This window comes from Lutimaribacter marinistellae, from assembly GCF_042648365.1.
Classification (GTDB): Bacteria; Pseudomonadota; Alphaproteobacteria; order Rhodobacterales; family Rhodobacteraceae; genus Lutimaribacter_A; species Lutimaribacter_A marinistellae.
Genome location: NZ_JBHRXI010000017.1, coordinates 156,783 through 180,303 on the forward strand (window position 1 = coordinate 156,783; position 23,521 = coordinate 180,303).

23 protein-coding genes are annotated in these 23,521 nt (G+C 65.0%); 12 read left to right on the forward strand and 11 right to left on the reverse strand.

Annotated features, from left to right (window positions below; genetic code table 11):
- Positions 1 to 103: 103 nt before the first annotated feature.
- On the reverse strand, positions 104 to 2,440 hold the full coding sequence (locus ACFORG_RS17265; protein ID WP_386736779.1) for a chemotaxis protein CheA: 2,337 nt from the start codon (positions 2,438 to 2,440) through the stop codon (positions 104 to 106).
- A 139-nt stretch (positions 2,441 to 2,579) separates the two neighbouring features.
- On the opposite strand from ACFORG_RS17265, the gene ACFORG_RS17270 reads away from it, so the two are divergent.
- On the forward strand, positions 2,580 to 3,272 hold the full coding sequence (locus ACFORG_RS17270) for a thiamine diphosphokinase (protein WP_386736780.1): 693 nt from the start codon (positions 2,580 to 2,582) through the stop codon (positions 3,270 to 3,272).
- On the opposite strand, the gene ACFORG_RS17275 is transcribed toward ACFORG_RS17270, so the two are convergent.
- The 4 genes from ACFORG_RS17275 to ACFORG_RS17290 all read right to left on the reverse strand — a co-directional run bounded on the left by ACFORG_RS17275 (position 3,217) and on the right by ACFORG_RS17290 (position 7,146).
- Positions 3,217 to 4,143, reverse strand: coding sequence for a DMT family transporter (locus tag ACFORG_RS17275; RefSeq protein ID WP_386736781.1), 927 nt, complete (start codon positions 4,141 to 4,143; stop codon positions 3,217 to 3,219). The genes ACFORG_RS17270 and ACFORG_RS17275 overlap by 56 nt on opposite strands.
- A gap of 41 nt (positions 4,144 to 4,184) precedes the next feature.
- Complete coding sequence (locus tag ACFORG_RS17280; RefSeq protein ID WP_386736782.1) at positions 4,185 to 5,558, reverse strand: L-serine ammonia-lyase; 1,374 nt, start codon at positions 5,556 to 5,558, stop codon at positions 4,185 to 4,187.
- Positions 5,558 to 6,271 carry a glutathione S-transferase family protein gene (locus ACFORG_RS17285; protein WP_386736783.1) on the reverse strand — a complete coding sequence of 238 codons (714 nt, stop codon included), beginning with the start codon at positions 6,269 to 6,271 and terminating at the stop codon, positions 5,558 to 5,560. Before ACFORG_RS17285 ends, ACFORG_RS17280 begins: the two co-directional genes overlap by 1 nt.
- Positions 6,272 to 6,369: 98 nt before the next feature.
- Positions 6,370 to 7,146, reverse strand: a complete 777-nt coding sequence (locus tag ACFORG_RS17290) for a methyltransferase domain-containing protein (protein ID WP_386736784.1) — start codon at positions 7,144 to 7,146, stop codon at positions 6,370 to 6,372.
- Between the two features lie 131 nt (positions 7,147 to 7,277).
- On the opposite strand from ACFORG_RS17290, the gene rpiA reads away from it, so the two are divergent.
- From rpiA to ACFORG_RS17335, 9 genes are all read left to right on the forward strand, one after another.
- Positions 7,278 to 8,066 (forward strand): ribose-5-phosphate isomerase RpiA, encoded by a 789-nt coding sequence (gene rpiA, locus ACFORG_RS17295; RefSeq protein ID WP_386736785.1) that lies wholly within the window; start codon positions 7,278 to 7,280, stop codon positions 8,064 to 8,066.
- 8 nt (positions 8,067 to 8,074) lie between these two features.
- Complete coding sequence (locus tag ACFORG_RS17300) at positions 8,075 to 8,602, forward strand: hypothetical protein (protein WP_386736786.1); 528 nt, start codon at positions 8,075 to 8,077, stop codon at positions 8,600 to 8,602.
- Between the two features lie 36 nt (positions 8,603 to 8,638).
- Positions 8,639 to 10,000 (forward strand): glutathione-disulfide reductase, encoded by a 1,362-nt coding sequence (gor, locus tag ACFORG_RS17305; RefSeq protein WP_386736787.1) that lies wholly within the window; start codon positions 8,639 to 8,641, stop codon positions 9,998 to 10,000.
- Positions 10,001 to 10,088: 88 nt separating this feature from the next.
- Positions 10,089 to 11,252 carry an FtsH protease activity modulator HflK gene (gene hflK, locus ACFORG_RS17310; RefSeq protein WP_386737043.1) on the forward strand — a complete coding sequence of 388 codons (1,164 nt, stop codon included), beginning with the start codon at positions 10,089 to 10,091 and terminating at the stop codon, positions 11,250 to 11,252.
- The gene (gene hflC / locus ACFORG_RS17315; RefSeq protein WP_386736788.1) at positions 11,252 to 12,133 is read left to right on the forward strand and encodes a protease modulator HflC; all 882 of its coding nucleotides are present in this window, start codon (positions 11,252 to 11,254) and stop codon (positions 12,131 to 12,133) included. Before hflK ends, hflC begins: the two co-directional genes overlap by 1 nt.
- A complete protein-coding gene (locus tag ACFORG_RS17320; RefSeq protein WP_386736789.1) occupies positions 12,133 to 12,327 on the forward strand; it encodes a DUF2065 domain-containing protein in 195 nt (64 codons plus the stop codon). The genes hflC and ACFORG_RS17320 overlap by 1 nt, the downstream gene beginning before the upstream one ends.
- 13 nt (positions 12,328 to 12,340) lie before the next feature.
- The gene (locus ACFORG_RS17325; RefSeq protein WP_386736790.1) at positions 12,341 to 13,105 is read left to right on the forward strand and encodes a sulfotransferase-like domain-containing protein; all 765 of its coding nucleotides are present in this window, start codon (positions 12,341 to 12,343) and stop codon (positions 13,103 to 13,105) included.
- A gap of 149 nt (positions 13,106 to 13,254) precedes the next feature.
- Positions 13,255 to 14,754 carry a Do family serine endopeptidase gene (locus ACFORG_RS17330; RefSeq protein WP_386736791.1) on the forward strand — a complete coding sequence of 500 codons (1,500 nt, stop codon included), beginning with the start codon at positions 13,255 to 13,257 and terminating at the stop codon, positions 14,752 to 14,754.
- Between the two features lie 417 nt (positions 14,755 to 15,171).
- Positions 15,172 to 16,191: a GlxA family transcriptional regulator gene (locus tag ACFORG_RS17335; protein WP_386736792.1), complete on the forward strand. Its 1,020-nt coding sequence runs from the start codon at positions 15,172 to 15,174 to the stop codon at positions 16,189 to 16,191.
- Positions 16,192 to 16,385: 194 nt separating this feature from the next.
- Here the strand turns inward: ACFORG_RS17335 and ACFORG_RS17340 are convergent, their stop codons facing one another.
- The 5 genes from ACFORG_RS17340 to ACFORG_RS17360 all read right to left on the reverse strand — a co-directional run bounded on the left by ACFORG_RS17340 (position 16,386) and on the right by ACFORG_RS17360 (position 20,680).
- A complete protein-coding gene (locus ACFORG_RS17340; RefSeq protein ID WP_386736793.1) occupies positions 16,386 to 17,054 on the reverse strand; it encodes a Crp/Fnr family transcriptional regulator in 669 nt (222 codons plus the stop codon).
- Between the two features lie 170 nt (positions 17,055 to 17,224).
- On the reverse strand, positions 17,225 to 17,839 hold the full coding sequence (locus tag ACFORG_RS17345) for an inner membrane-spanning protein YciB (RefSeq protein WP_386736795.1): 615 nt from the start codon (positions 17,837 to 17,839) through the stop codon (positions 17,225 to 17,227).
- A gap of 13 nt (positions 17,840 to 17,852) precedes the next feature.
- Positions 17,853 to 18,755 carry an EamA family transporter gene (locus ACFORG_RS17350; RefSeq protein ID WP_386737044.1) on the reverse strand — a complete coding sequence of 301 codons (903 nt, stop codon included), beginning with the start codon at positions 18,753 to 18,755 and terminating at the stop codon, positions 17,853 to 17,855.
- 91 nt (positions 18,756 to 18,846) lie between these two features.
- Positions 18,847 to 19,998 carry a signal recognition particle-docking protein FtsY gene (gene ftsY, locus ACFORG_RS17355; protein WP_386736796.1) on the reverse strand — a complete coding sequence of 384 codons (1,152 nt, stop codon included), beginning with the start codon at positions 19,996 to 19,998 and terminating at the stop codon, positions 18,847 to 18,849.
- Positions 19,999 to 20,056: 58 nt separating this feature from the next.
- On the reverse strand, positions 20,057 to 20,680 hold the full coding sequence (locus ACFORG_RS17360; protein ID WP_386736797.1) for a lysoplasmalogenase family protein: 624 nt from the start codon (positions 20,678 to 20,680) through the stop codon (positions 20,057 to 20,059).
- Positions 20,681 to 20,798: 118 nt separating this feature from the next.
- Between ACFORG_RS17360 and ACFORG_RS17365 the strand changes: the two genes are divergently transcribed.
- A complete protein-coding gene (locus ACFORG_RS17365; RefSeq protein ID WP_386736798.1) occupies positions 20,799 to 21,929 on the forward strand; it encodes an alkane 1-monooxygenase in 1,131 nt (376 codons plus the stop codon).
- The gene (locus tag ACFORG_RS17370) at positions 21,910 to 22,242 is read left to right on the forward strand and encodes a hypothetical protein (protein WP_386736799.1); all 333 of its coding nucleotides are present in this window, start codon (positions 21,910 to 21,912) and stop codon (positions 22,240 to 22,242) included. Before ACFORG_RS17365 ends, ACFORG_RS17370 begins: the two co-directional genes overlap by 20 nt.
- Before the next feature lie 35 nt (positions 22,243 to 22,277).
- On the opposite strand, the gene ACFORG_RS17375 is transcribed toward ACFORG_RS17370, so the two are convergent.
- A complete protein-coding gene (locus tag ACFORG_RS17375; RefSeq protein WP_386736800.1) occupies positions 22,278 to 23,453 on the reverse strand; it encodes a BaiN/RdsA family NAD(P)/FAD-dependent oxidoreductase in 1,176 nt (391 codons plus the stop codon).
- Positions 23,454 to 23,521: the final 68 nt, after the last annotated feature.

Consider the following 23,521-nt stretch of genomic DNA (forward strand, 5'->3'; position numbering starts at 1 on the left):
TATCTGCGCAAAGCGCGCCGCGAGACATACGCGTGTCCGCCACTGAGAAAATGAAAAGCGCCCCCGTTTCGAGGGGCGCTTTTGCCTGCAATAGTGCAGGGGTTCAGCCTGCTGCACGTTCGTCTGGGCGGAAGCCGATCCGGCCGGAAGCAGCGAAGCGGCCGCCACCGGTCTTTTCGATCTTTCCCTCGCGCAGAAGCTGTCCGAAGGACCGCAGCCCGTCTTCGCGATTGAACTCGGTGTCGCTTGCGCCGCGCACCTTGTTCATCAGCTGCGGGCGGGAGAACTGCTCCTGACCCTCGACGAAGGCGAGGTAGGCGGCGGCGGCCTCGAGCAGGTCGGCCAGCGACGTCGCGCCATGTTCCTCGGCATAGGCGGCAAAACCGCCTTCCTTGCCCGTTTCAGGCTGCGGCTCGGCTACCGCGGCCACGCGACGGGGGCGGATCGGACCGCGCGAGCCGGCGGGCTCCGGTGCCGCGGCGGGGGTGTCGACGCGCTGTTCTGCCACCAGCTTGAGCGGGGCGGGCCGGTCGCCGGGGCGCGCGCGTTCGCTGCGGCCCGAGGCAACGGGACGGCGCGGGCGCACGGCCTCGGCAAGGTCCTCGCGGTAGGGGTCATCATCGGTGTGGATGCCGACGGTTCCCCCGGCCTGGCGTTCCGCCTGGGCGGCCGCGACGGCGCCGCGCAGTTGCGAATAGGTTTCGCGGTTCGACGAGGTCGAAGGATCGTCGAGCTTGAGGTCGGCGGCCTGCATCAACCGGGCCAGGTCGTCGCCGTTGTTTTCCTCGGCGGGCAGGGGGGGCAGAGTGGCTGTGTCGTCCTGCTCATCCTCTTCGGCCTGTTCCGCCTGCACCTTTTCCTCGGCTTCTGCGACTTCGCCATGTCCGCGCAGTTCGGCCTCGACTTCGGCCAGTTCGCGCATCAGGTCTTCTTCGTCCTCTGGCGAGAGCGAGCCGGCCGGGGCGGGAGCGGTCTCTTCCTCGACCTCTTCCATGTCGCCGGCGGCGATGGCGGCGGCGATGTCGCGTTGCTTTACCTTGATCACGCGTGCGACGCGCTTTTCCTCCGGGGCGGGGTCGAGCGTATCCTCGAGGATGTTCTTGAGGTCGTCGTCACTGTCGTCCTCGGTCTCGTCGCTGTCGTCGAGATCGGTGAAGATCGCGTCTTCGATTTCGGGTTCCGCAGGCGTTTCGATAGCGGCGGCACCGGCGAGAATGTCCTGCGCGTGCTCGTCCTCGGCAAAGTCGTCTTCGGCGAGCCGTTCCTGGCGCGAGACCACGGCGCGGATGCGCTGCAGCTTTGCCGCGATGCTGTCGGCGGCCGGAACGATCTCTTCCTCTTCGTCTTCTTCGGTAGCGTCATGCAGTTCGGCGACGAGAGGCTCATCGTCTTCCGAGGTTTCCGCATCGGCAAGGCGCGCGCTGATGGCGTCAAGCGCGGCCTCTTCCTCGGCCGCGTCACGCAGACCGAACAGGGCGTCGTCGGCATCTTCTACGTCGAGCGTGGCCAGTGCGGCTTCGGGTTCTTCCGCTTCGGCCTCTTCTTCCTTGGACAGCTCGGCATTGGACTCTTCGGCCTCGGAGAGCTCGGCCACGGGCTCTTCGGCGTCATCCTCGGCGGCAGTTACGTCGGTTTCGGACATCTCGGGCGCTTCGTCGAGTTCGACTTCGGCCAGAGCGTCGGTCAGCTCGGCCTCGTCATGCGCCTCGATCGCGGTTTCGAACAGCGCCTCTTCCTCGTCCTGCGGGTCTTCGGCGGCTGCGATGGTTTCAGCGGGATCGGTGGTGTCTTCCTCGGTCTCGTCAATCGCCGCGTCCAACTCGGCCGCTTCGGCGACGGTCTCTTCCTCGACCGTGACGTCTTCTTCGGCCTCGGCAGTCTCGACCTCGATGATCGCGGCCTCCAGCGTCGTCTCCTCGGCGGTGACATGTCCCATGTCAGGGGCGTCGGCCTCGGCCTCTGCTTCAAGACCTTCGGCGATCTCGTCAACTTCGGCTGTCACATCCTGGGCGGGGACCTCTTCCTCGGGCGTTTCCTCGGCCAGGGCGGCAAGGTCTTCCTGCTCGGGCGTCGCGGGCTGCGCTTCGGCCTGCTGTTCCTCGGGCTGTTTTTCCGGGGCGGCCTCTTGCACGGGCGGTTCGGGGGCCGGGGTGCTCGCGCCCGTGGTGACCGGGGCGGCGAGCGGTTCGGCGGCGCGCAGCACGATGCCTGCGCCGTCGCGGCGGGCCTCGACCTGGCGCGCGATCTCGCGTTCGGCGATGCGGGCGAGCATCTCGGCGTCCGGCTGCGGGGGTTCCGCGCCGAAATAGCGGTCATCGGCAGCGAGGTCGCGGAAATACTCGGCGATTGCCTTCATCGTGTCGAAAGAGTCGTCGAACCCTTCGAGCGTGCAGGAAAACGTGCCGTAGGAGACCGTCAGGACCTTGTTGTTCTGTACCATGGGATGCTCGTCCTCTACATACTTGTGCCTTGAGCTATACCATCCCCCGAGCGTCAATTTCGGCCCGAATCTATGATTAACAGCGTATCATTTCATGGCGACAATGTGTTCCGTTTCCCGGACAGGGTGTAATCGGCGCATGAAGCCCCCGATTGTTCACAGTTCGTCGCCAGTCACCTTGGTCGGAGGGGGCGAACTGGCCCATGACGACCTTGCACTGGCCTTGAGCCACGCCGCAACGCTTGTTGCCGCAGACAGCGGCGCACAGGCCGCGCTGGCGGCGGGGCATGTGCCGCATGCGGTGATCGGGGATTTTGACAGCCTGTCGGCCGATGCGCGCGCGCAGATCCCGCAAGCACGGCTGCACGAGATTTCGGAACAGGACAGCACGGATTTTGACAAGGTGTTGCGCCATGTGGCGGCACCGCTTTGCCTGGGGGTGGGGTTTCTTGGCGCGCGGCTGGATCACCAGCTGGCGGTGATGAACACGCTGGTGCGCCGGGCCGAACGGCCCTGCGTTCTGATCGGGGCGCATGAGGTCGTGTTCCATGCGCCGCCCGAGATCGCGCTGGACCTCGGACCGGAGGATGTCGTGTCGCTGTTTCCGTTGGCGCGGGTCACGGGGCGGTCCGAGGGGCTGGAATGGCCGATCGAGGGGCTCGTGATGGAGCCGCATGGCCGGATCGGCACCTCGAACCGGGCGCGTGGGCCGCTACGGCTGGAGGTGGATGCGCCGGGGTTGCTGGTAATGGTGCCGCGCCGGGCGCTGGCGTCGGTCACGCGGGCGTTCCTCGTGCCAGGGCACGCGCGGTGGCCCGCTCGCGCAGGATGATGTAGAGGCCCGAGGTCACGGTGATGCAGATGCCGAGGGCCGCCATCCCGTTGGGCAGGTCGCGGAACACGAGCCAGCCGATGACCGTGGCAAAGGGAATCTCGAGGTATTGCATGGGGGCAAGCGTGGCCGAAGGTGCGTAGCGCAGCGACCATGTCATCAGCAGGTGGGCAAGGGTTCCCAGCAGGCCGATGGCCAGAAGCAGCCAGATCAGCGCGGGGTCGGGCAGGGCAAAAGCCAGGTCGGGGATGCCGACCGCATCGCCGATCAGCAGGAGTGGCAGCAGGAACACCGTGGCCATCACGCCCGACACGGCCTGAAGCGCAACCGGGTCGGTATCCTTGGCCAGTTGTCGCGTGACCAGCATGAAGAGGGCAAAGACGACCGCGACGACCAGCGGCCAGAGCGCGGGCAGTCCGACCTCGGCAAAGCTGGGCTGAATCACCAGCAAGGTGCCGATGAAGCCGACGACGCAGGCTGCGAGGCGGCGATAGCCGACCTCTTCGCCGAGGACGTATTTGCCGAGCAGCAGCATGATGAAGGGCATGACGAAGGCAATCGCGATGGCATCGGCCAAGGGCAGGTAGCGAAGCGCGGTGAACATCGCGCCGATACCGATGATGTGCAGCCCCGTGCGGATCGCCGTCAGGCGCAACAGGCGGCCGCGGATTTGCCACGGCCTGCGCGTCGCGATCACCAGGGGCACCAGCACAGCGGCCTGCACGGCAAATCGCACGAGCAGCAGCTGGCCGGTCGGCATGACCTCTCCCAGCAGCTTGGCGATGGCGTCGCCCATGGGGGCAAGCATGCAGAAGCCCAGCATCAGAAGGATGCCGAGAACGGGTTTGTCCTGGGTGGTGTTAGCGCGCATGGCGCGACGTTAGGGGCGGTGCAGTGGAAAGGAAAGCGCGATCAGCAGTTTGGCACGTTGACCGCCAGACCACCCAGTGAGGTCTCTTTGTATTTCTCGTGCATGTCGGCCCCGGTTTGTCGCATCGTCTCGATCGCGGCATCCAGCGGCACGAAATGCTGGCCGTCCCCACGCAGCGCGAGCGAGGCCGCGCTGACCGCCTTGATCGCACCCAGCCCATTGCGTTCGATGCAGGGCACCTGCACCAGCCCCTTGACCGGGTCGCAGGTCATGCCGAGGTGATGCTCCAGCGCGATCTCGGCGGCGTTCTCGATCTGCTCGGGCGTGCCGCCCATCACAGCGCAGAGGCCGGCGGCCGCCATTGCGCTGGCGCTGCCGACCTCGGCCTGGCAACCGGCCTCGGCCCCAGAGATGGAGGCGTTGAATTTCACCAGCCCGCCGATGGCGGCGGCAGTCAGCAGGAACTCCTCGATCCGTTTCTCGGAAGCGCCCGGAACGTGGTCGAGGTAATAGCGCAGCACGGCGGGAAGCACGCCGGCGGCACCGTTGGTGGGGGCGGTGACGACCTGGCCGCCGGCGGCGTTCTCCTCGTTCACCGCCATGGCGTAGACGCTCATCCAGTCGTTGATCGTGTGCGGGGCCTGCAGGTTCATCCCGCGTTCGGCCTGAAGGGCATCGTGGATCTTCTTGGCGCGCCGCCGCACCTTGAGCCCGCCGGGCAGGATGCCGTCAGTGGCTAGGCCACGCTCGATGCAGTCGTTCATCACCTGCCAGAGCCGGGCCGTTCCCTTGGCCAGGCTTTCGGGGCATCCGCGCGAAATCTCGTTGGCGCGTTTCATCTCGGCGATGGTCTTGCCGCTGCGGGCCGCCATCTCGAGCATCTCGGCGGCGGACTTGAACGGGAAGGGGACGGGATCGCCTTCGTCCGTGTCCTTGCCCTGCGCCAACTCCTCCTCGGTCAGGACAAAGCCGCCGCCGACCGAATAGTAAACCTGACGCAGGATGACATCGCCCTGCGCATCGGTGGCCATCAGGGTCATGCCGTTGGCATGGCCCGGAAGAGGGCGGTCGTAGTCGAAAACCAGATCGCCATTGGGGTCGAATTGCAGGGGAGGCAGGCCATCAGGGTGGACAGTATGCGTGTTCGCGATCTGCGCGAGGGTCGTCTCGGCCTTTTCCGCATCGTAATCCTGCGGGGCGAAGCCCGCGAGGCCGAGAATGGTGGCGCGGTCGGTTGCGTGACCAACGCCCGTGAAGGCAAGCGAGCCATGCAGCGAGGCGCGCAACCCGGCAAAATCGAAAGGTGAGGTGCGCATGAGGTCGAGGAAGCGGCCCGCGGCCACCATCGGCCCCATCGTGTGGGAGGAGGAGGGGCCGATGCCCACTTTGAACATGTCGAAAACGGAGAGGAACATCAGGTGGCGGAGCCTTCGGGCGGGGTTGCGTAGGTCGGTGCGGTGAATGGCGTGGCGCCGAGCCCTTCGGCAGCGATGGCGGCACGGGCCGAGGGCCGCGTTTCCATCGCGGAGGCCACGCGATGCAGCCATGGCGTGTCGGAGAGCGAGAACCAGCTGAGGTCGGTGCCGCGCGGATAGAGTGCCATCCAGCGCAACAGGCAGGCCAGGTAGCAGGTCAACACCGAGGGGCGGTCGGGCGAAAGCCACGCGGGGTTCGCCTTGGCCGCCATGTCGAGCAGGCCGAGATGGCCGCGCAGCCGCGTGCGGATGCCGTCGCGCAATGCCTCGGCATCGAGGCCGGGGGCGTATTTCTCGGGATAGAAGAGGAGGCGCATCTCGGTATGGACAGTGTTGGCGGTAAAGAACAGCCACTTGAGGAAATCGCCGCGGTCAGTTGCATCCGGGGCGGGGGCCATCGGTATGCGGGCCGCGGCGCGGCGGTCGGCCAGCCACAGCAGGATGGCACCGGTTTCGAAAACCGGGCCATGTGGGGTTTCTAGAACCGGGATCAGCCCGGCGGGGTTCAGCGCGCGATAGGCAGGTGTATCCTGTGCGCGGGCGGCACGGTCGACCAGCACCGCCTTGTAGGGCACGCCCATCTCCTCCAGCGCGAGGCGGATGATGAGCGAGGCGTTGTCGGGCGCGTAGTGGAGGCGAAGCATATCGGTCATGCGCAGAGGCTTAGTGCGAATCCGGCGAAGGGGTTGGGCGGAATACGACTTTTCCTACCGGAAACCCGCCTGTTTGTCGCCCGCGTCCGGCCGGGTCTTCAGGGTCTGCGCGCAACGCAGACGTAGTGGGTCAGGCTGAAAAAGAAACGCCCGTCGCGGTCGAGCCGGGTTTGTTCATCGGCCCAGCCGTCGGCCTCGTCCCTCGCCATTTCGTCGTTCGACACGGCATAGGCGTGCATCAGGCGGATCAGCATCATCGGCATACCGTCAGGGGCAAGGTGGTGGGCGGTCATGCAATGGGGGACAAGATCCTCGACCACGAAACCGGCATCGGCCAGTTCGGCAGGCAGCAGCGCGGGAATGCGCGGTTCGGCGACGTGCCCCTCCCATATGTCCATCATGCGGCGCATGCGGGTCGGGCTGTCGCTATGCCACGCGAAGGTGTCGAAATGCATGTCGGCGATGACAAGACGCCCGCCCGACCGCAGGGTCCGGTGCAACTCGGCCAGCGAGGGTTCGCGCGGCGCGATATACTCGAAGACCTGCACCGACACCGCCTTGTCAAAGCTTTGGTCGCTGGCAGGGATGGCGTCGGCATGGCCCTCGGTCAGGGTGACGTTTTCGCGGTCCTGGCACCGCGACCGCGCCGCGCTGCACATGTCCGCGCTGGGGTCGAGCCCGGTGACATGGCCGGCCGGCCCGACCGCGCGCGACAACTCCAGTGTCATCAGGCCGTTGCCGCAGCCAAGGTCGAGGATGTGATCGCCATTTTTGGGGGCGAGCGCGTCGAAACTGGCGCGCCGCCGCGCGGTCACGTCCGCCCCGTGATAGGCGTCTTCGAGGATGCGGGTCGTTGCCTCGTCGAATTGCAGCATGATGCCTCTCGTTGGGGTTTGGTCCGACCACGATAGCATATCGGGGCGGATTCCGGGAATCTGCACCGGCCCCCTCGCGCGGGGGCGACATTCCCCCTATAAGGGCGCGGGATCTGCATTGGAGTGCTGCCATGACCGGAGAATTGTCGCCGATCGACAAGGCCAAGTTCGTCGCCGCCAAACGCGCGGCCGATTTCGTCGAGGACGGGATGCGCGTGGGGCTGGGCACGGGATCCACCGCCGCCTGGCTGGTGCGGTGCCTGGGCGAGATGGTGCGCGAGGAGGGGCTGAAGTTCCGCGGGGTGCCGACCTCGACCCGCACCGCGGAGCTGGCCCGCGAGGTGGGGATCGAGGTGATTTCGCTCGACGAGGCGAAATGGCTGGACATCACCATCGATGGCGCCGACGAGTTCGACGGCGACCTGAACCTGATCAAGGGCGGCGGCGGTGCGCTGTTGCAGGAAAAGATCGTGGCGACAGCCTCGGACCAGATGGTCGTGATTGCCGACGTGGGCAAGGAGGTCGAGACGCTGGGAGCGTTCCCGCTTCCGGTGGAGGTGATCCCGTTTGGCTGGCAGACCACTCAGGCGCTGATCGAAGAGACGCTGATCTCGATGGATGTGCTGGGCCGCAACGCGACGCTGCGGATGAACGGGGATGCGCCGTTCATGACGGATGAGGGGAACCACATCCTTGACCTGCATCTGCAACGGATCGGCAACCCGCGCCAGCTGGCGCTGGTGCTGAACCAGATGCCGGGCGTGGTCGAGAACGGGCTGTTCATCGACATCTGCGACACGGTAGTGATCGGTTACGGCGACGGCCGGGTCGAGCTGCGCGACATCAACGAGGGCACGATCGAGCAGGACCGTCTGGATTTCGTCGAAAGCGACAACCTGTTCACGGATCTGGCCGACTGACGCGGGGAATGGCAGATCGGCAGGAGTTTCGCGAGGGGAAGCAGCAGCATCGGCGCAGGCTTCTTGTCATGATGTTTGTCGTGCCGGTTACACTGTATTTCCTGTACTCTAAGGTGACAGAGGCACTCGGGGAGTCTTTGGTGATTACGGTTTTGAACACCGTGATCATGGCTCTAGTCTGCACTCCGGTGTATCTCGAGCTCCGACGCCTGCGCCACCCGGGCCGCCTGCTGGTCACTGTCGGGGACGCGGGGTTGGGGCTGCGCTTGCCGGATGAAAGCTTGCAGGTTTTTTCCTGGGACCGGGTCCGTAGTTTCGAATTGCCGTGGCATCCGGGACATCCGCCCGATGGCGCTTTCGTGAACGTCGATCACCCGCGGCGCGGGCGCATTAGTTACGGCCTGCCATTGAATTCTTTCGATCCGGGCGTAGGTCAGGCGCTCATCGAGGCGCTGCGGCGGCACTGGCCGGATCTGGACGAACCGTGGCAGGTGCAGCTTGCGCGCAGGAACGGTCTGGACAGCAGCGACGTGTAAGGTACACCCGCGGCAGAACAGCAAGCGAGGCGGGACATGGATTTCGATTACGACCTTTTTGTCATCGGCGGCGGCTCGGGCGGGGTGCGCGCGGCGCGGGTCGCGGCGGGCGAGGCGGGCGCGAAAGTCGCACTGGCCGAAGAGGACCGCTATGGCGGGACCTGTGTGATCCGCGGTTGCGTTCCGAAAAAGCTGATGGTGTTTGCCAGCGAGTATTCCAGCATGGTCGAGGACGCGCAAAGCTATGGCTGGGATATTCAGCCGGGCAAGTTCGACTGGCATGCCTTCCGCGACCGCCTGCACGCGGAATTGGACCGGCTCGAGAACATCTATCGCGGCATTCTCAAGAATAACGGGGTCGAGACCTTTGACAGCCGCGCTGTGGTGGTCGATCCGCATACCGTGGAGCTGGCCGACGGCACACGCAAGACGGCCAAGCATATCCTCGTGGCCACGGGCGGGCGTCCGGCGCAGGCGCAGTTCCCGGGCTCGGAGCTTGCGATCAGCTCGAACGAGGTGTTTCACCTTGAAGAGCTGCCGCGCAAGATGCTGATCGTTGGCGGCGGCTATATCGCCTGCGAGTTCGCTTGCATCATGAACGGGCTTGGCGTCGAGGTGGCGCAGTTCTATCGCGGTGCGCAGATCCTGCGCGGCTTCGATGAAGAGGCGCGCGGACTGGTCAGCGAGGAAATGTGCCAGAACGGCGTCGATCTGCACCTGGGCACCAACGTGCTGGAGATGCGCAAGGAGGATGACGGACGCATCTGGGTCAAGGCCACCAATGGCGACGAGGGCGTCTACGACAAGGTGATGTTCGCCACGGGCCGCCGCCCGAACACCGATGGGCTGGGGCTGGAAACGCTCGGCATCGAACTGGGCCGCAACGGCGAGGTCAAGGTGGACGAGTACAGCCAGACAGCAGTGCCGTCGATCTATGCCATCGGGGATGTGACCGACCGTGTGAACCTGACGCCAGTGGCGATCCGCGAGGGGATGGCCTTTGTCGAAACGGTCTTCCGGGGCAACCCGACACCGGTCGATCATGCGCTGATCCCGACGGCGATCTTTACCCAGCCCGAGATGGGTACCGTCGGTCTGAGCGAAGAAGAGGCCGCCGAGCAGGAAGAGATCGAGGTCTATGCAACCTCGTTCAAGCCGATGCAGCAGGCCTTTGCCGGCCGGTCGCAGCGGGTGCTGATGAAGCTCATCGTGTCCAAGGCGACGCGCAAGGTGCTGGGCTGTCACATCGTGGCGCCGGGCGCTGGCGAAATGATCCAGCTGGCCGGTATCGCGGTAAAGATGGGGGCCACGAAAGAAGATTTCGACCGGACCGTCGCGGTGCATCCGACGATGTCCGAGGAACTGGTCACCATGCGGCAACCGGTCCGCAGCCTGTAACGTGCGAGAGGCTTGATTTGCACCGCCGCGCATACAGGTTATGAGGGGACGTGTGATCACGCAGGAAATCATGAGGAAGATACTGAACATGGCGGGCAACAGCGGTGGCCCCTGGGGGGGCGGTGGCTCCTCCGGCGGCGGCGGAGGAAACCGGGGCAATGGACAGGGGCCGCAGCGCCCTCCCGAGAACAATGGCGGCTCGCAAATTCCCGAAATCGACGATCTGGTGAAGCGCGGCCAAGAGCAGCTGCGTGTGCTGATGGGCGGTCGCGGCGATCCGCGCGACCCCAAGCGCAGCGGTGGTAGCGGTGGCGGCGGCGGCCCGATCTTTACCAAGGGTACTGTTACGTTGGGCATCCTCGTGGCGCTGGGCCTTTGGGGCGCGGCGAGCTTTTACACCGTGAAACCGGAAGAACAATCCGTCGAACTGTTCCTGGGCGATTTCTCGTCGATCGGGAATCCGGGTCTGAACTTTGCGCCCTGGCCGGTCGTCACGGCCGAGGTGGTGCAGGTGACCGGCGAACGGACCGAGGATATCGGCACCGGCGGGCGCGGCAGCGATGCAGGCCTGATGCTGACCACTGACGAGAACATCGTCGATATCGATTTCCAGGTCGTCTGGAACATCAGCGACCCGGCCCAATTCCTGTTCAACCTGGCGGAGCCTCAGGACACGATCCGGGCGGTGTCGGAATCGGCGATGCGCGAAGTCATCGCGCAAAGCCAGCTGGCGCCGATCCTGAACCGTGACCGTGCGTTGATCGCGGACACGGTGCAGGAACTGATCCAGACGACACTCGACAACTATGACAGCGGCGTGAACATCGTGCGCGTCAACCTCGACAAGGCGGACCCGCCGGGCGAGGTGATCGACGCGTTCCGTGACGTTCAGGCGGCCGAGCAGGAACGTGACCGGCTGGAACGGCAGGCCGATGCTTATGCCAACCGGGTACTGGCCGAGGCCCGCGGTGAGGCGGCGCAGCTTCTAGAAGAGGCCGAGGGCTATCGCGCCCGCGTGGTCAACGAGGCAACCGGTGAGGCAAGCCGTTTCAGCGCGGTTCTGGAAGAGTATGCCAAGGCGCCGGACGTGACACGCAAGCGTCTGTACCTTGAGACGATGGAGCAGGTGCTGGGCGATCTGGACAAGGTGATCCTGGACAACAACGTGGCCGGTGGTGGCAACGGGTCGGGTGTCGTGCCCTACCTGCCGCTCAACGAACTGCGCCGCGGCACCAACGAGGAGTCGAACTGATGCGGAAAACAACCTTTCTCCTCCCCGTTCTGGTCGTCGCAATCGTGGCGGGGCTGTCGTCGATATTTATCGTGGACGAGCGCGAAAAGGCGCTGGTGCTTCAGTTCGGTCAGATCGTGCGGGTCAAGGAAGACCCGGGCCTGGGCTTCAAGATCCCGCTGATTCAGGATGTCGTGCGCTATGACGACCGGATCCTGTCTCTGGACACACAGCCGACCGAGGTGACGCCGTCGGATGACCGGCGCCTTGTCGTCGACGCCTTTGCCCGCTATCGAATTGCCGACGTGGTCCAGTTCCGTCAGGCCGTGGGCGTTGGTGGCGTGCGGCAGGCCGAAGACCGCCTTGAGGGCATCCTCAACTCGCAGGTTCGCGCAGTGCTGGGTGCCGATGGCGTGACATCGAACACGATCCTGTCGCCGGACCGTTCGCTGCTGATGGAGCGTATCACGCAGGAGACGCAGCAACGGGCAGAGCCGCTGGGCCTTGAGATCATCGACGTGCGCCTCAAACAGACCGCGCTGCCGGATCAGAACCTTGCCGCGACCTTCGAGCGGATGCGCGCCGAGCGGGAACGCGAGGCGACGGACGAACGCGCCCGAGGCAACGAGGCCGCGCAGCGCGTGCGCGCGCAGGCCGACAGGACAGTGGTCGAACTGGTGTCCGAGGCCAACCGCGAGGCAGAGATCATCCGAGGTGAGGCCGATGCCGAGCGCAACGCGATCTTTGCCGAGGCCTATGGCCGTGATTCGGAGTTCTTCGAGTTCTACCGCTCGCTCTCGGCCTATGACCGGGCGCTCAGAGGCGGCAACAGCTCGATGGTTCTGACGCCGGATTCGGAGTTCTTTGACTACCTGAAGTCGCCGACTGGCCGGTCGCAGTAATGGGTATCATCCTTCTGGCCTTCGGGCTGGTGCTGATCGTCGAGGGGCTGGCCTATGCGCTGGCCCCTTCGCTTATCGAGCGGATGCTCGAGATGTTGCGCGCCCTGCCGGAAGCGGCCCGGAGGCAGGTCGGGCTGCTATCTGCGGTGAGCGGTCTGATCCTTGTCTGGCTTGCGTATCACCTGGGAGTCTGAGGCGGAGGCCGCAATGCACCCGATCTATGCCCTCTGGGCGCATCCCCGGTCGATGTCGACCGCGACCGAGCGGATCATGCGTGAGCGTGGCGATCTCGACTGTCTGCACGAACCGTTCATGTACGACTATTACGTGCATCGAAAACTGCGCGATCTGCCCGGTTTCGAGGTGCAGCCGGACCACCCGAAAGACTATGAGGCGATCCGCGACATGATCCTGTCCCGGGCCGAGGCGGGGCCGGTTTTCTTCAAGGACATGAGTTATTACGTCATGCCGCGCATCCTTGGAGACGCAGATTTTCTCGACCGGCTGCAGAACATGTTCCTGATCCGCCGTCCGCGCGCCGCGATCCTGTCCTATCGCAAGCTCGATCCCGATCTGACGGTGGAGGAGATCGGGCTCGCCGCCCAGTTGCGCCATGTCGAAGGGTTGCGCGCGTTGGGGCGGCCAGTGACCGTTCTGCGCGCAGAGGATTTGCGCGCCGATCCCGAGGGGATGATGCAGGCGCTGTGGTCCGCCGTCGGTCTGCCGTTTTCCGCGCGCGCGTTCGAATGGCAGCGCTCCGAGGCACCTGGCGACTGGGCCCAGGTCCAGGACTGGCACGGCGCGGTGATGGGCTCGACCGGTATCCGTCCGCCGGACCCCGACGCCGAGCGGCGGGAGAGCGAGGCGTTCGATGCCGCTGCCGCCGAGGACTCGCGCCTGCGTGACCTGTTGCCGCCGCATGAGTCCGCATGGCGGGCGCTGAGCGCAATCGCGCTGACACCGTCGGGATAATGCCGGGTGCACATATCCTCGTGATCGATGTGTTGCGGGTCACGGCAAAGCGACTACATTGGAGGCAAACCCGCCCGGTCTGCTCGACTCAGGGCGAAAACACGACGTTCCGCCGACGGCGGACCGGTATTGCGACAAGGAGAGCCAAGGTGCAATCAAAGGCACGCGTTATAGCCCTTTCCCGGAACAGATCGCTTTTCACCGCTCGGGTCCTTGCCCTTGCCGTGCTGTCGGCGCTCTTTGTTCTGGCCCAGGTATTGACCGCACAGGCGCGGCCCGAAAGCCTGGCCCCGCTGGTCGACAAGATCAGCCCCTCGGTGGTCAACATCACCACTTCGACCCTGGTCGAAGGGCGTACGGGGCCGGAGGGGATTGTGCCGGAGGGGTCGCCCTTCGAGGACTTTTTCCGCGAATTCCAGGACCGTAATGGCGAGGGGAACCGCCCGCGCCGGTCTTCGGCGTTGGGATCGGGGTTCGTGATTTCAGAGGACGGGTTCATCGTAACCAACAACCACGTCATTCAGGGCGCTGACGAGATCACGATCGAGTTCTTTCCCGGTGACGGCGCGCCGCGTGAGTTGAAGGCCGAGGTCGTCGGCACCGATGACAAGACGGACATCGCGTTGCTGAAGGTCGAGGCCGACGTCGCGCTGCCCTTCGTCAGCTTCGGTGACAGCGACACGGCCCGCGTGGGCGATTGGGTCATCGCGATGGGCAACCCGCTGGGGCAGGGGTTCTCGGTCAGTGCAGGGATCGTTTCAGCGCGTAACCGTGCGCTTTCTGGGTCGTATGACGATTACATCCAGACCGACGCCGCGATCAACCGGGGCAACTCGGGCGGGCCGCTGTTCAACATGGATGGCCAGGTGATCGGCGTGAACACCGCCATCCTGAGCCCCACCGGCGGCTCGATCGGCATCGGCTTTTCCATGGCGTCGAACGTCGTGACCAAGGTGGTCGACCAGTTGCGGGAATTCGGCGAAACCCGGCGCGGCTGGCTGGGTGTGCGCATTCAGGACGTGACCGACGACATGGCCGAGGCGATGGGCCTGCCGCAGGCGGGCGGCGCGTTGATTTCCGAGGTGCCCGACGGCCCGGCCAAGGAGGCTGGACTGTTGGCGGGCGACGTGATCACCAGCTTCGACGGGGTCGAGGTCGAGGATACGCGCGGCCTCGTCCGTCAGGTGGGTGAGACGACCGTGGGCAAGACCGTTCGCGTGGTGGTGCTGCGTGATGGCGCGACCAAGACAATCCGTGTGACCCTGGGCCGCCGCGAGGATGCCGAGCGCGCCGAGGCCGGCGAAACGATGAGCGAAGAGGAAGGCGACGTGACCGAGCCGTCCGAGCGCGAATTGCTTGGCCTGACGGTGACGCCGCTGACGGATCAGCTGCGCAGCGACATGGGTCTCGATGCTAACGCGACCGGCCTTCTGATTTCCGAGGTCGACGAGACTTCGGAAGCCTATGAAAAGGGGCTGCGTGCCGGTGACCTTATCACCGAGGCAGGCCAGCAAAAGGTTGCGAGCCTGTCCGAACTGGACACCCGGATCGAAGAAGCGCGCGATGCCGGGCGCAAGTCGCTGCTGCTGCTTGTCCGCCGTGGTGGTGAGCCGCGTTTTGTGGCGCTAAGCCTCGGCCAAGGCGACTAAGTCCCGGCACCGGTTTGAGAGCCGGACCAAGTTAACGTCCCCGCGGAAATCCCCCGGGGGCGTTTTTTTTCGTCTGGATGATCCGGGGTCAGAACTGCTTGTAAATCGGGTCTGCCGACATCGTGTCCCACATTCCGCCAAGGCAGGCATCGCTTTGTCGCCGATGGTGCAAGGCGGCTGCGTCAGTGTTGTTTTTGTCGACGCGTGCGGGTGGTTTGAAACGTTCAAAGTGTCTTGCCCATCGCTGTATCATGAGTGTTCCTCCGGTCTGGCTGGTTCAGCATCGCCGGTAGTGGAAAGGAGGGGTGAGGGGCGTTTCGACCGGAACAGGGGCAGATCCTCCGCCGCAGTGCTTGATCGCTGCCGGTTGCCGGGGGAGACTGTCCGACGATGCGGTTGCGATCAGGTGCAGTGACGATGAAAGCCCCTGCAAGGATAGATCTGCTGGCCACGCCCGACGCCAGCGCGTCGAGCCTGTTCGGGCTCTACGACACGCTGGTTGCAGCCGGGCGCGACTGGGAGGTGCTGGTCAGCGGCGAGGTGGCGCAGCCCGTGTTCGACGTGCGGCTTGTCGGTCCGACCAAGGACATGTTCGCTTGTGGAAACGGATTGCGCATCTTGCCCGACACCATCTTTGACTGCGCGGATGATGCACAGATCGTCGTGGTGCCCGGATTGACCCTGTCGCCGTCCGCGCGCCTGAACAGGTCCGATCATCCGGCGCTGGATTGGCTGACCGGGCAGGCCCGGCGGGGCGCGCGCGTAGTCTCGGCCTGTACCGGCGCGATCTACCTGGCCGAAATTGGCCTGCTGGACCGGGTCGATGCGACGACGCACTGGGCCTTTGGCGATCTGTTTCGCCGGTTCTACCCCAAGGTGCGCCTGCGTCTGGACCGTGGGATCTGCTTTGACCAAGCCGATCGGGGCGTCGTGACCTCGGGCGGTACGACCGGCTGGCAGGAACTGGCGTTGTTTCTGATCACCAATTACGGCGGCGCGCAGCGGGCGGCCAAGACGGCCAAGGTCTGGCTGATGGCGGATCGGGGCGAGTTGCAGGCGCCGTTTTCCACTCTGATACAGACCAGTCCGCATGCCGACCGCGCGATTGCCGCCGCGCAGGCCTGGCTGGGCGACAATTATGCCTGCGCCCAGCCTGTGGCCGAGATGGCGGCTGTGTCGGGCCTGCCATCGACCAGCTTTGCCCGCCGCTTTCGTGTGGCGACCGGTCTCAGCCCCATGGGCTATGTGCAGGCGCTGCGGCTTGAAGAGGCGAAACAGATGCTCGAGACGACGGATACACCCGTGGCCGAGATCGGCGAGGCGGTCGGGTATTCCGACACGGGCTCGTTCCGCAAGCTGTTCAAGCGCAGGACAGGCCTGACTCCGGCGGATCACCGGCGCATGTTCGGCAAGGCCCGTTTCGCCCGGTACCGCTGAGGCGCGGGTGTAAAGGAAGACCAGAAACCAAACAGCAGAAAGCCATGCGTGGGGAGCGCATGGCTTTCACTGGTAAGGATTCGGTCGGGAGAGAGTATGGGGATGCTCTTTACCGAATTCCCGGGACTACCTCGGTCAAGATTGCATGTTGCGGGGCGGCGGTCTGTGAACCATGTCACAGGGCCACGGATTTTTTAGATCTGGTCGGTATCGGCGAGGAGTTCCAGCGCCTCGCGGTCGCAGATCTTGATCCCGCCGCGCGACGCCTCGATCACGCCTTCGCGTTTCCAGGCCGAGATCGTCTTGGAGACCGCTTCGCGCGTGGCGCCGACATATTCGGCCAATTCGCTTTGCGACATTCCGATGCGGCCGGCGGCCGTACCGCCGACAGCGGCAAGATGGATGAGCTTGCGGGCAAGACGCGTCGAGACGGGCAGAAAGACCTGTTCGTTGATCTGTGCGCCCATCCATCGCATCCGCTGGCCTGCCAGTCGGATCATGTCGGTGGCAAGTTCCGGGTCGCGGCGGATCTCGCCCATCACATCGGCGCTGCGGACGCGCAGGATGCGGGACGGTTCGGCCGCGGTGATGGTTGCAGTTCGCGGGCCCGGATCAAACAGAGCGATTTCGCCGAAAATAGCGCCGGGTCCCATCAGGTCGAGCGACAGCTTGCGCCCGCTGAAAGACAGGAATGAGCATTCCAGGCGCCCTTCGAGCACCACGTAAAGCGCGTCGCCCGGATCGCCCTGTTCGAACAGAACGTCGCCACGGTCGAGCCGTATCTCCTCGGCTTGCGCGGCCAGCATGGATTTGAGCCGGGGTGACGCCTGCGCAAGAAAGCCGGTTTCGGGAAAGCTGTTCATATCGGGGCGCCCCGCGGAAGGGTGAACCATCATCATCGCGCTACAGTTTCACATATGGCGCGCGTTCTGCCAAGCCTGTGCAACCGCGCCGGCCTTCAGGCCGGCGCCCGGCCCAACCAGCGGTGCCGCGCATCGCGCGCGGCGGCGATGGGCGGGAGCGCCCTCCGCCGTCAGTCCTCGTGTTCCATGTAGGTCTGGAGCAGGTTGAACTGCAGCATCAGGAACGCCATCAGCGCCAGCGGAAAGCCGAAGGTCTCGATCTTGACCCAAAGGTCCGTCGACATCGTCCGCCAGACGAACTCGTTCGCCAGCGCCAGCACGGTGAACCCCGCGCACAGACGGCGGGTCAGGATCATCCAGCCCTCGTGGCGCATCGGCAGCACGTCCGACAGGACATAGGCGAGGTAGGATCGTCCCTGCAGCAGGCCGAGACCCAGCATGGCGGCAAAAAAGCCGTAGACCAGCGTTGTCTTCATCTTGAAGAACCGCTCGTCGTTGAACCACGCGGTGAGGCCGCCGAAGAAGATCACCATGAAGGCGGTGAAGATCTGCATCCGGCTGAGCTTTCCGGTCATCATCCAGAGTATGCCCATCGCGGCCAGCATGATCGGCACGAAAAGCACCGTCGCGACGATGAAACCTGAATACTCGGTCCCCGCGATAAGGAAGCTGTCATCGCGTAGGCGCAGGTAGATGAAGAAGAAGGCAAGCGGCGGCCCGAGTTCGAGCACCTGCTTGAGCAGTGGATTGATCTCGCGTCCGGCGGTTTTTGTCTTGTCGGTCATGCGTCTCGTCTTCTCAGCCACCCATCTCAACTATCACCGCGCCCGCCGCGATCAAGGCCATCAGGGCGATCCGGCGCGGCCCGACCGTCTCTTTCAACACCAGCCATCCGATCAGCGCGGCAAAAACGGTCGAGGTCTCGCGCAATACCGCCGCTTCGCCCACCTTGTCCAGCCGGGTGGCCAGCATGACCGATCCGAAGGAGAAGAAGGCCACCAGCCCGCCTGCGAAGCCCCTTATCAGAAGCGGGCCGGGGGCAGGGCGATCGGCCATTCTGCGCCATCGCCGCAGGGCGACCAGCGGCAGCACTGCGCCGTCGATCATGAAAAACCAGGCAAGGAAGGTGAACGGATCTGCCGTGGCCCGGATGCCGTAGGCGTCATAGGTCGTATAGAGCGCGACGAAGAGCCCGGTGGCAACAGCAAGGACGAGCGCCGGCACCAGTGTCTCGCGCGCGGTTTCGAGATGCACGAGGTTGTAGACGGCAAGCCCGAAGATGCCCAGCAGCAGGACGCCGACCCCGGCCCATTGCGTGGCGGTGAAGACCTCTCCGAAGAGCAGGTATGCCCCGATCACGGTAAAGAGTGGTCCGGTGCCGCGGACAACCGGATAGACCACGGTGTAGGCCCCGCGCATGTAGGCCATCGCCTGCAGGACCTTGTAGATGATGTGGATAACCCAGACGATTGCGAAAATCGCCCACATGTGCGGCTCGGGCCAGGGCACGACAAAAAGCGCGAAGGGGGCGGCCATCAGGCAATAGGCGCCATCGATGGCCCCGCGCGAGAGCCAGGGGTCGTGGCGCCCTTTCTGCAGCGCTCCGAAGACAGCGTGCAAAAACGCGGCGGACAGCGCCAGCAGCAGGGCAAGCCTGTGGCCAGCCTCGGTGCCCTCGAGAGAGATGAGCCAGTCGCTTATGGCTCTCGCCGGGGGGCTGTCTGCCCCCCGGACCCCCCGAGGATATTTTCTGCAAGAGGAAGCATGGGGGCGTTCCTGCGCCCGGTCGGCTTCATGCGGCGTCGAGCCCGGTAAGCGCGGCTGCGAATTCCTCGGGGTCGAAAGGGGCAAGGTCGTCGATCTGCTCGCCCACGCCGATCGCGTGAATGGGCAGGCCGAACTTGTCCGCCAGCGCGACGAGGACGCCGCCCTTGGCGGTGCCGTCGAGCTTGGTCATCACAAGCCCCGAGACATCCGCCAGCTTGCGGAAGGTTTCTACCTGCGAGAGCGCGTTCTGACCCGTTGTCGCGTCGAGAACGAGCAGTGTATTGTGGGGCGCGGTCTCGTCCTTCTTCCGGATCACCCGCACGATCTTGGCAAGTTCCTCCATCAGGTCGGCCCTGTTCTGTAGGCGTCCGGCAGTGTCGATCATCAGAAGATCGGCACCGTCGGCCTGTGCGCGGGTCAGCGCGTCAAAGGCGAGGCTCGCCGGGTCGGAGCCTTCGGGCGCGGTCAGCACCGGCACGCCCGCACGGTCGCCCCAGACCTGAAGCTGCTCGACGGCGGCGGCGCGAAAGGTATCGCCAGCGGCGATCACCACCTTCTTTCCGGCGGCGCGGAACTGGCTGGCGAGCTTGCCGATGGTTGTCGTCTTGCCAGAGCCGTTGACTCCGACGACCAGCACCACTTGCGGGCGCTTGGGGTAGAGCGGCATCGGGCGCGCCACCGGGTCCATGATCCGGGCAATCTCGGTCGCGAGCAACTCCTTGATCTCACGCGTGGAGACACGCCGGCCCATGCGGCCTTCGGCGAGGTTGGCGGTAACACGGAGCGCGGTATCGACGCCCATGTCGGACGCGATCAGCAACTCTTCGATCTGTTCGAGCATGTCGTCGTCGAGGGTGCGGCGGGGTTCGGCCTTGTCAGTGTCGCGGCGCAGAAGGCGCGACAGCAGCCCCTTGGGTTGCGGCTCCGCGGCGGCCTCCGTGGGAAGCGGGGCGGCATCGGCTTCGTGTGGCAGGGGGGCACGCGCAGGTGCGGGCGGTGCAGATGTGCCAATTGGCGTATCAGGCGCAGGGGGGGCTGGTTCCGGGTCCGGGGGTGGCGCCGGTGTTTCGACCTCCGGGGCCGGTTCGGAACCTTCTTCGACGATGGCGTCCAGGCCTTCCTCGAGTTTCGAGGAGGATTTGAACAGCCGGTCCTTGAGCTTGGAAAAAAACGCCATGTCGGTCTCCAGGGTGGTTCCGTTTCACCTAATGCGGTTTGGGTCGGGTTGCAAAGGGTCACGCAAAGGCCAGAACGAAGCCGGCCTGTGCGCCCCAGTAGAGCGGCCAGACAAGCCAGGGTGTGACGCGTCTTGCCGGATGGTCATCTGGCAGCAGGAATTTCTCGGACGCGAGGACGGTGTCGGAGGCGACGAAGGCAAGGGCCGCGAGCTGGGCGGTGGCATTGGGCAGGGACAGCACCGCTACGCCCATCGCGAGGATGACCGGGATGTAGGCCAGAACCGGCCCCCGCAGCGCGCCTGCACGCGGCGCAAGGCTGACTGCCATCACCAGCCCGAGCGCGGCGAGCGCGGCCAGCGCAAGCGGAGATTGCAGGATCTGCGCGGTGTCGGAGTTGGGGTGGCCCAGAAAAAGCGCGACATAGGCGAGGTGCCCCGCGGCGAAAGCACCGACACCCGCCATGAAGCTCTGTTCGTTGTCCTGCGCAAGAAGCGCGTCGCCGATCGCACAGAGTGCAAGTGCCAGCGTCAACAGCCACGGCAGCCCGGCGAGCGCGGATCCGCAGGCAAGCAGGGCCACGGACGTGGTCTTGAACGCGGTGCGTGGCACGCTTGCAGGCCGCGATGCCAGCGGCAGGTAAATCAGGGCGCATGCGGCCGCCAGTCCGAGGATAAGTGCCATTTTGTTCTTTCGCCTTTGACAGTGGTCGGCGCGCGACAGGAGCGCCGGAAAACGGCCGCCATTCAAGGGCGGAGTTTGACAGCGGCGGCAAGGGGGCGCGACAGTGGCGTAAACGCACGTGTCGACGCCGATGATCCCGATTGCCTCTCATGCCATTGCCAGCCTCGTTCCGGCCGGGCTGATCCTTGCCGGTGCAACGGTCGGGGGTGCTTGGGGATGGGCGATCCTTGGATACATGACGGTCTATGTCTGGGTCCTGGACCGGATGAATGTCACACTGAAGCCGAGGGAGGACCTCGAAAGGGTCGCGCGGGTCTATTCGGTTCTGCTGGCGTTGGTGCATTTCGCGGTGATGCCTGCCGCCGTCTGGGCCCTGGCCGCGGGCGCGTTCAACTGGCCGCAGGCACTGGCCTTCTGGGCGGGGACGGGGCTGTTTTTGGGGCAGGTGTCCAATTCCAACGCGCATGAGTTGATCCACCGCCCCGGTCGTGCAGAGCGCGGGTTGGGCGTGCTGGTCTATGTCACGTTGCTCTATGCGCAGCACGTACCCGCGCATCTGTTGGTGCACCATGTCCATGTTGCCACGGACCGTGACCCGAACTCTGCCGCGCTGGGCCATGGGTTCTGGTCTTTTGCGCTGCGCGCATGGCTGGGTGAGTTACGGGCCGGTTATCTGGCCGAGGCCCGGCGCCGGCCCGGTCTGCGGCATCCCTACCTGCGCTATACGCTCGGAGAGGTTGGCGTTGTGATGATGGCTGCGGCGCTGGCCGGATGGGCCGGTGTCGCGGCACTACTGGCGCTTGCGGGCTATGCGCAGATACAGTTGCTGCTGGCGGATTACATTCAGCATTACGGGTTGCGCCGCAAGGCACGCGCGGACGGCCGGACAGAACCAACCGGCCCTGCGCATTCTTGGAATGCGCCGCATTGGTACAGCGCGGCGATGATGCTCAACGCCCCGCGTCATTCCGATCACCACACGAATCCCGGCCGCATCTATTCAGCGCTGCGGCTGGAGGCGGATATGCCGCGATGGCCTTACTCGATGCCGGTGATGGCGACGATCGCCTTGATCCCGCCACTTTGGCGCCGGGTGATGGATCGGCGTGTGCGGCGCGTGATGGAAGGGCTTGGCGGCGGGCGTCCCGATCTGTCACACTCATCCCATGCTGAGCCGCGCCACGATTCTGTTGCTGCTGTCGGGCCTGCCGGGGTGGGCGGGCGAGCCGATGTCGGCGGAAGCCTTTGATACCTACACCAAGGGCAAGACGCTGTTTTATGGGTTCGACGGCGTGGCCTATGGGGTCGAGCGTTATCTCGATGGTCGGCGGGTGATCTGGTCGTTTCTGGACGGTGATTGCAAGGAAGGTGTTTGGTACCAGCAGGGAGAGCAGATCTGTTTCCTGTACGAGGATCGGCTGGATCCGCAATGCTGGGTCTTCACGCAGTCGCCTTCGGGTCTTGTCGCCCGGTTCGAGGGTGATCCCGAAGCGACCGAACTTTATGAGGCGGACGAGATCGGCGAGGAAATGATCTGCCACGGGCCGAAAGTCGGGGTTTGAGTCGTTCCACCTTGTTGCACGGGTCGGTCAGCAGCCTATCCGTGCAGGGCTTGAGCCGCAGCATGGCCAGAGGACCAGGCCCACTGGAAATTGTAGCCGCCAAGCCAGCCGGTAACGTCCACCGCCTCACCGATTGCAAAAAGGCCGGGCACGGATTTCGCCTCCATCGTGCGGGAGGAGAACGCGTCTGTATCGATACCGCCCAGCGTGACTTCGGCCGTGCGGTATCCTTCGGTGCCCGATGGCGTGAGGCGCCATTGTGAGAGTTGCTGGCATAGCGCCTTGAGATGCGCGTCGGACTGATCCGCGAGATTGCCGGAGAGGCGAAGGTCGGGGGCCAGCGCGTCGACCAAGCGCGCCGGAAGGTGGCGCGCAAGCTCGGTCGTGACCGCCCGGCGGCCAGCCGCCTGCCTCTGCGCGCGCAACGTGTCGAAGAGCGCCGCGCCGTGGGTGAGATCGATCGAGATGGGTTCGCCCTCGCGCCAGTAACTTGAGATCTGCAGCATGGCCGGACCGGAGAGGCCGCGATGGGTGAACAGCATCGCCTCGTCGAAACTCGCGCCACCGGCTGTTGCGCGCACGCCGACGGACACTCCGGCCAGCGGTTTGAACCGACCATCGGTGAAGGTGAAAGGGACCAGCGCAGGGCGCGTTTCGGTCATCGCCAACCCGAATTGCTCCGCGATGTCATAGGCAAGCCCGGTAGCGCCCATCTTGGGGATCGATTTTCCGCCGGTGGCCAAGACAAGGTTGCGACAGGTCAGGTTGTGTCGGTTTCCTTCCTGATCCAGTGACAGGGCGAAGCCGCTTTCGGTCTTTTGCAGCTCGCGCAACTCGGTGCGCAGCCAGAGCTCGGCCCCGGCGCGGGTCATTTCCTCGACCAGCATCGCGATGATCTGCTTGGCGCTGTCGTCGCAAAAAAGCTGTCCCAGTGCCTTTTCGTGCCAGGCAATCCCGTGACGCGACACGAGGTCGATGAAATCCCACTGGGTATAGCGGGCCAGTGCCGATTTGCAGAAATGCGGGTTGTTCGAGAGGAAGTTTTCCGGCGCGGCGTGAAGGTTGGTGAAATTGCACCGGCCGCCGCCCGAGATGCGGATCTTTTCGCCGGGCGCGCGGGCGTGGTCGATGACCAGCACGCGGCCCCGCGCATGGGCGGCACACATCATGCCCGCTGCACCCGCGCCCAATATGATCGTGTCGAATTCCATGATGTCCCGCGATGGCGCGGATCGGTCCGGATGGCAAGAGGAAGAGGCTGGTGCGACCGGCAATTTCG

What these genes read in the sequence shown, in the direction of transcription:
- ACFORG_RS17265 (WP_386736779.1), bottom strand. Translation starts at nt 2,440, where the DNA reads ATGGTACAGAACAACAAGGTCCTGACGGTCTCCTACGGCACGTTTTCC.
- ACFORG_RS17270 (WP_386736780.1), top strand. Translation starts at nt 2,580, where the DNA reads ATGAAGCCCCCGATTGTTCACAGTTCGTCGCCAGTCACCTTGGTCGGA.
- ACFORG_RS17275 (WP_386736781.1), bottom strand. Translation starts at nt 4,143, where the DNA reads ATGCGCGCTAACACCACCCAGGACAAACCCGTTCTCGGCATCCTTCTG.
- ACFORG_RS17280 (WP_386736782.1), bottom strand. Translation starts at nt 5,558, where the DNA reads ATGTTCCTCTCCGTTTTCGACATGTTCAAAGTGGGCATCGGCCCCTCC.
- ACFORG_RS17285 (WP_386736783.1), bottom strand. Translation starts at nt 6,271, where the DNA reads ATGACCGATATGCTTCGCCTCCACTACGCGCCCGACAACGCCTCGCTC.
- ACFORG_RS17290 (WP_386736784.1), bottom strand. Translation starts at nt 7,146, where the DNA reads ATGCTGCAATTCGACGAGGCAACGACCCGCATCCTCGAAGACGCCTAT.
- rpiA (WP_386736785.1), top strand. Translation starts at nt 7,278, where the DNA reads ATGACCGGAGAATTGTCGCCGATCGACAAGGCCAAGTTCGTCGCCGCC.
- ACFORG_RS17300 (WP_386736786.1), top strand. Translation starts at nt 8,075, where the DNA reads ATGGCAGATCGGCAGGAGTTTCGCGAGGGGAAGCAGCAGCATCGGCGC.
- gor (WP_386736787.1), top strand. Translation starts at nt 8,639, where the DNA reads ATGGATTTCGATTACGACCTTTTTGTCATCGGCGGCGGCTCGGGCGGG.
- hflK (WP_386737043.1), top strand. Translation starts at nt 10,089, where the DNA reads ATGGCGGGCAACAGCGGTGGCCCCTGGGGGGGCGGTGGCTCCTCCGGC.
- hflC (WP_386736788.1), top strand. Translation starts at nt 11,252, where the DNA reads ATGCGGAAAACAACCTTTCTCCTCCCCGTTCTGGTCGTCGCAATCGTG.
- ACFORG_RS17320 (WP_386736789.1), top strand. Translation starts at nt 12,133, where the DNA reads ATGGGTATCATCCTTCTGGCCTTCGGGCTGGTGCTGATCGTCGAGGGG.
- ACFORG_RS17325 (WP_386736790.1), top strand. Translation starts at nt 12,341, where the DNA reads ATGCACCCGATCTATGCCCTCTGGGCGCATCCCCGGTCGATGTCGACC.
- ACFORG_RS17335 (WP_386736792.1), top strand. Translation starts at nt 15,172, where the DNA reads ATGAAAGCCCCTGCAAGGATAGATCTGCTGGCCACGCCCGACGCCAGC.
- ACFORG_RS17340 (WP_386736793.1), bottom strand. Translation starts at nt 17,054, where the DNA reads ATGAACAGCTTTCCCGAAACCGGCTTTCTTGCGCAGGCGTCACCCCGG.
- ACFORG_RS17345 (WP_386736795.1), bottom strand. Translation starts at nt 17,839, where the DNA reads ATGACCGACAAGACAAAAACCGCCGGACGCGAGATCAATCCACTGCTC.
- ftsY (WP_386736796.1), bottom strand. Translation starts at nt 19,998, where the DNA reads ATGGCGTTTTTTTCCAAGCTCAAGGACCGGCTGTTCAAATCCTCCTCG.
- ACFORG_RS17360 (WP_386736797.1), bottom strand. Translation starts at nt 20,680, where the DNA reads ATGGCACTTATCCTCGGACTGGCGGCCGCATGCGCCCTGATTTACCTG.
- ACFORG_RS17370 (WP_386736799.1), top strand. Translation starts at nt 21,910, where the DNA reads ATGTCGGCGGAAGCCTTTGATACCTACACCAAGGGCAAGACGCTGTTT.
- ACFORG_RS17375 (WP_386736800.1), bottom strand. Translation starts at nt 23,453, where the DNA reads ATGGAATTCGACACGATCATATTGGGCGCGGGTGCAGCGGGCATGATG.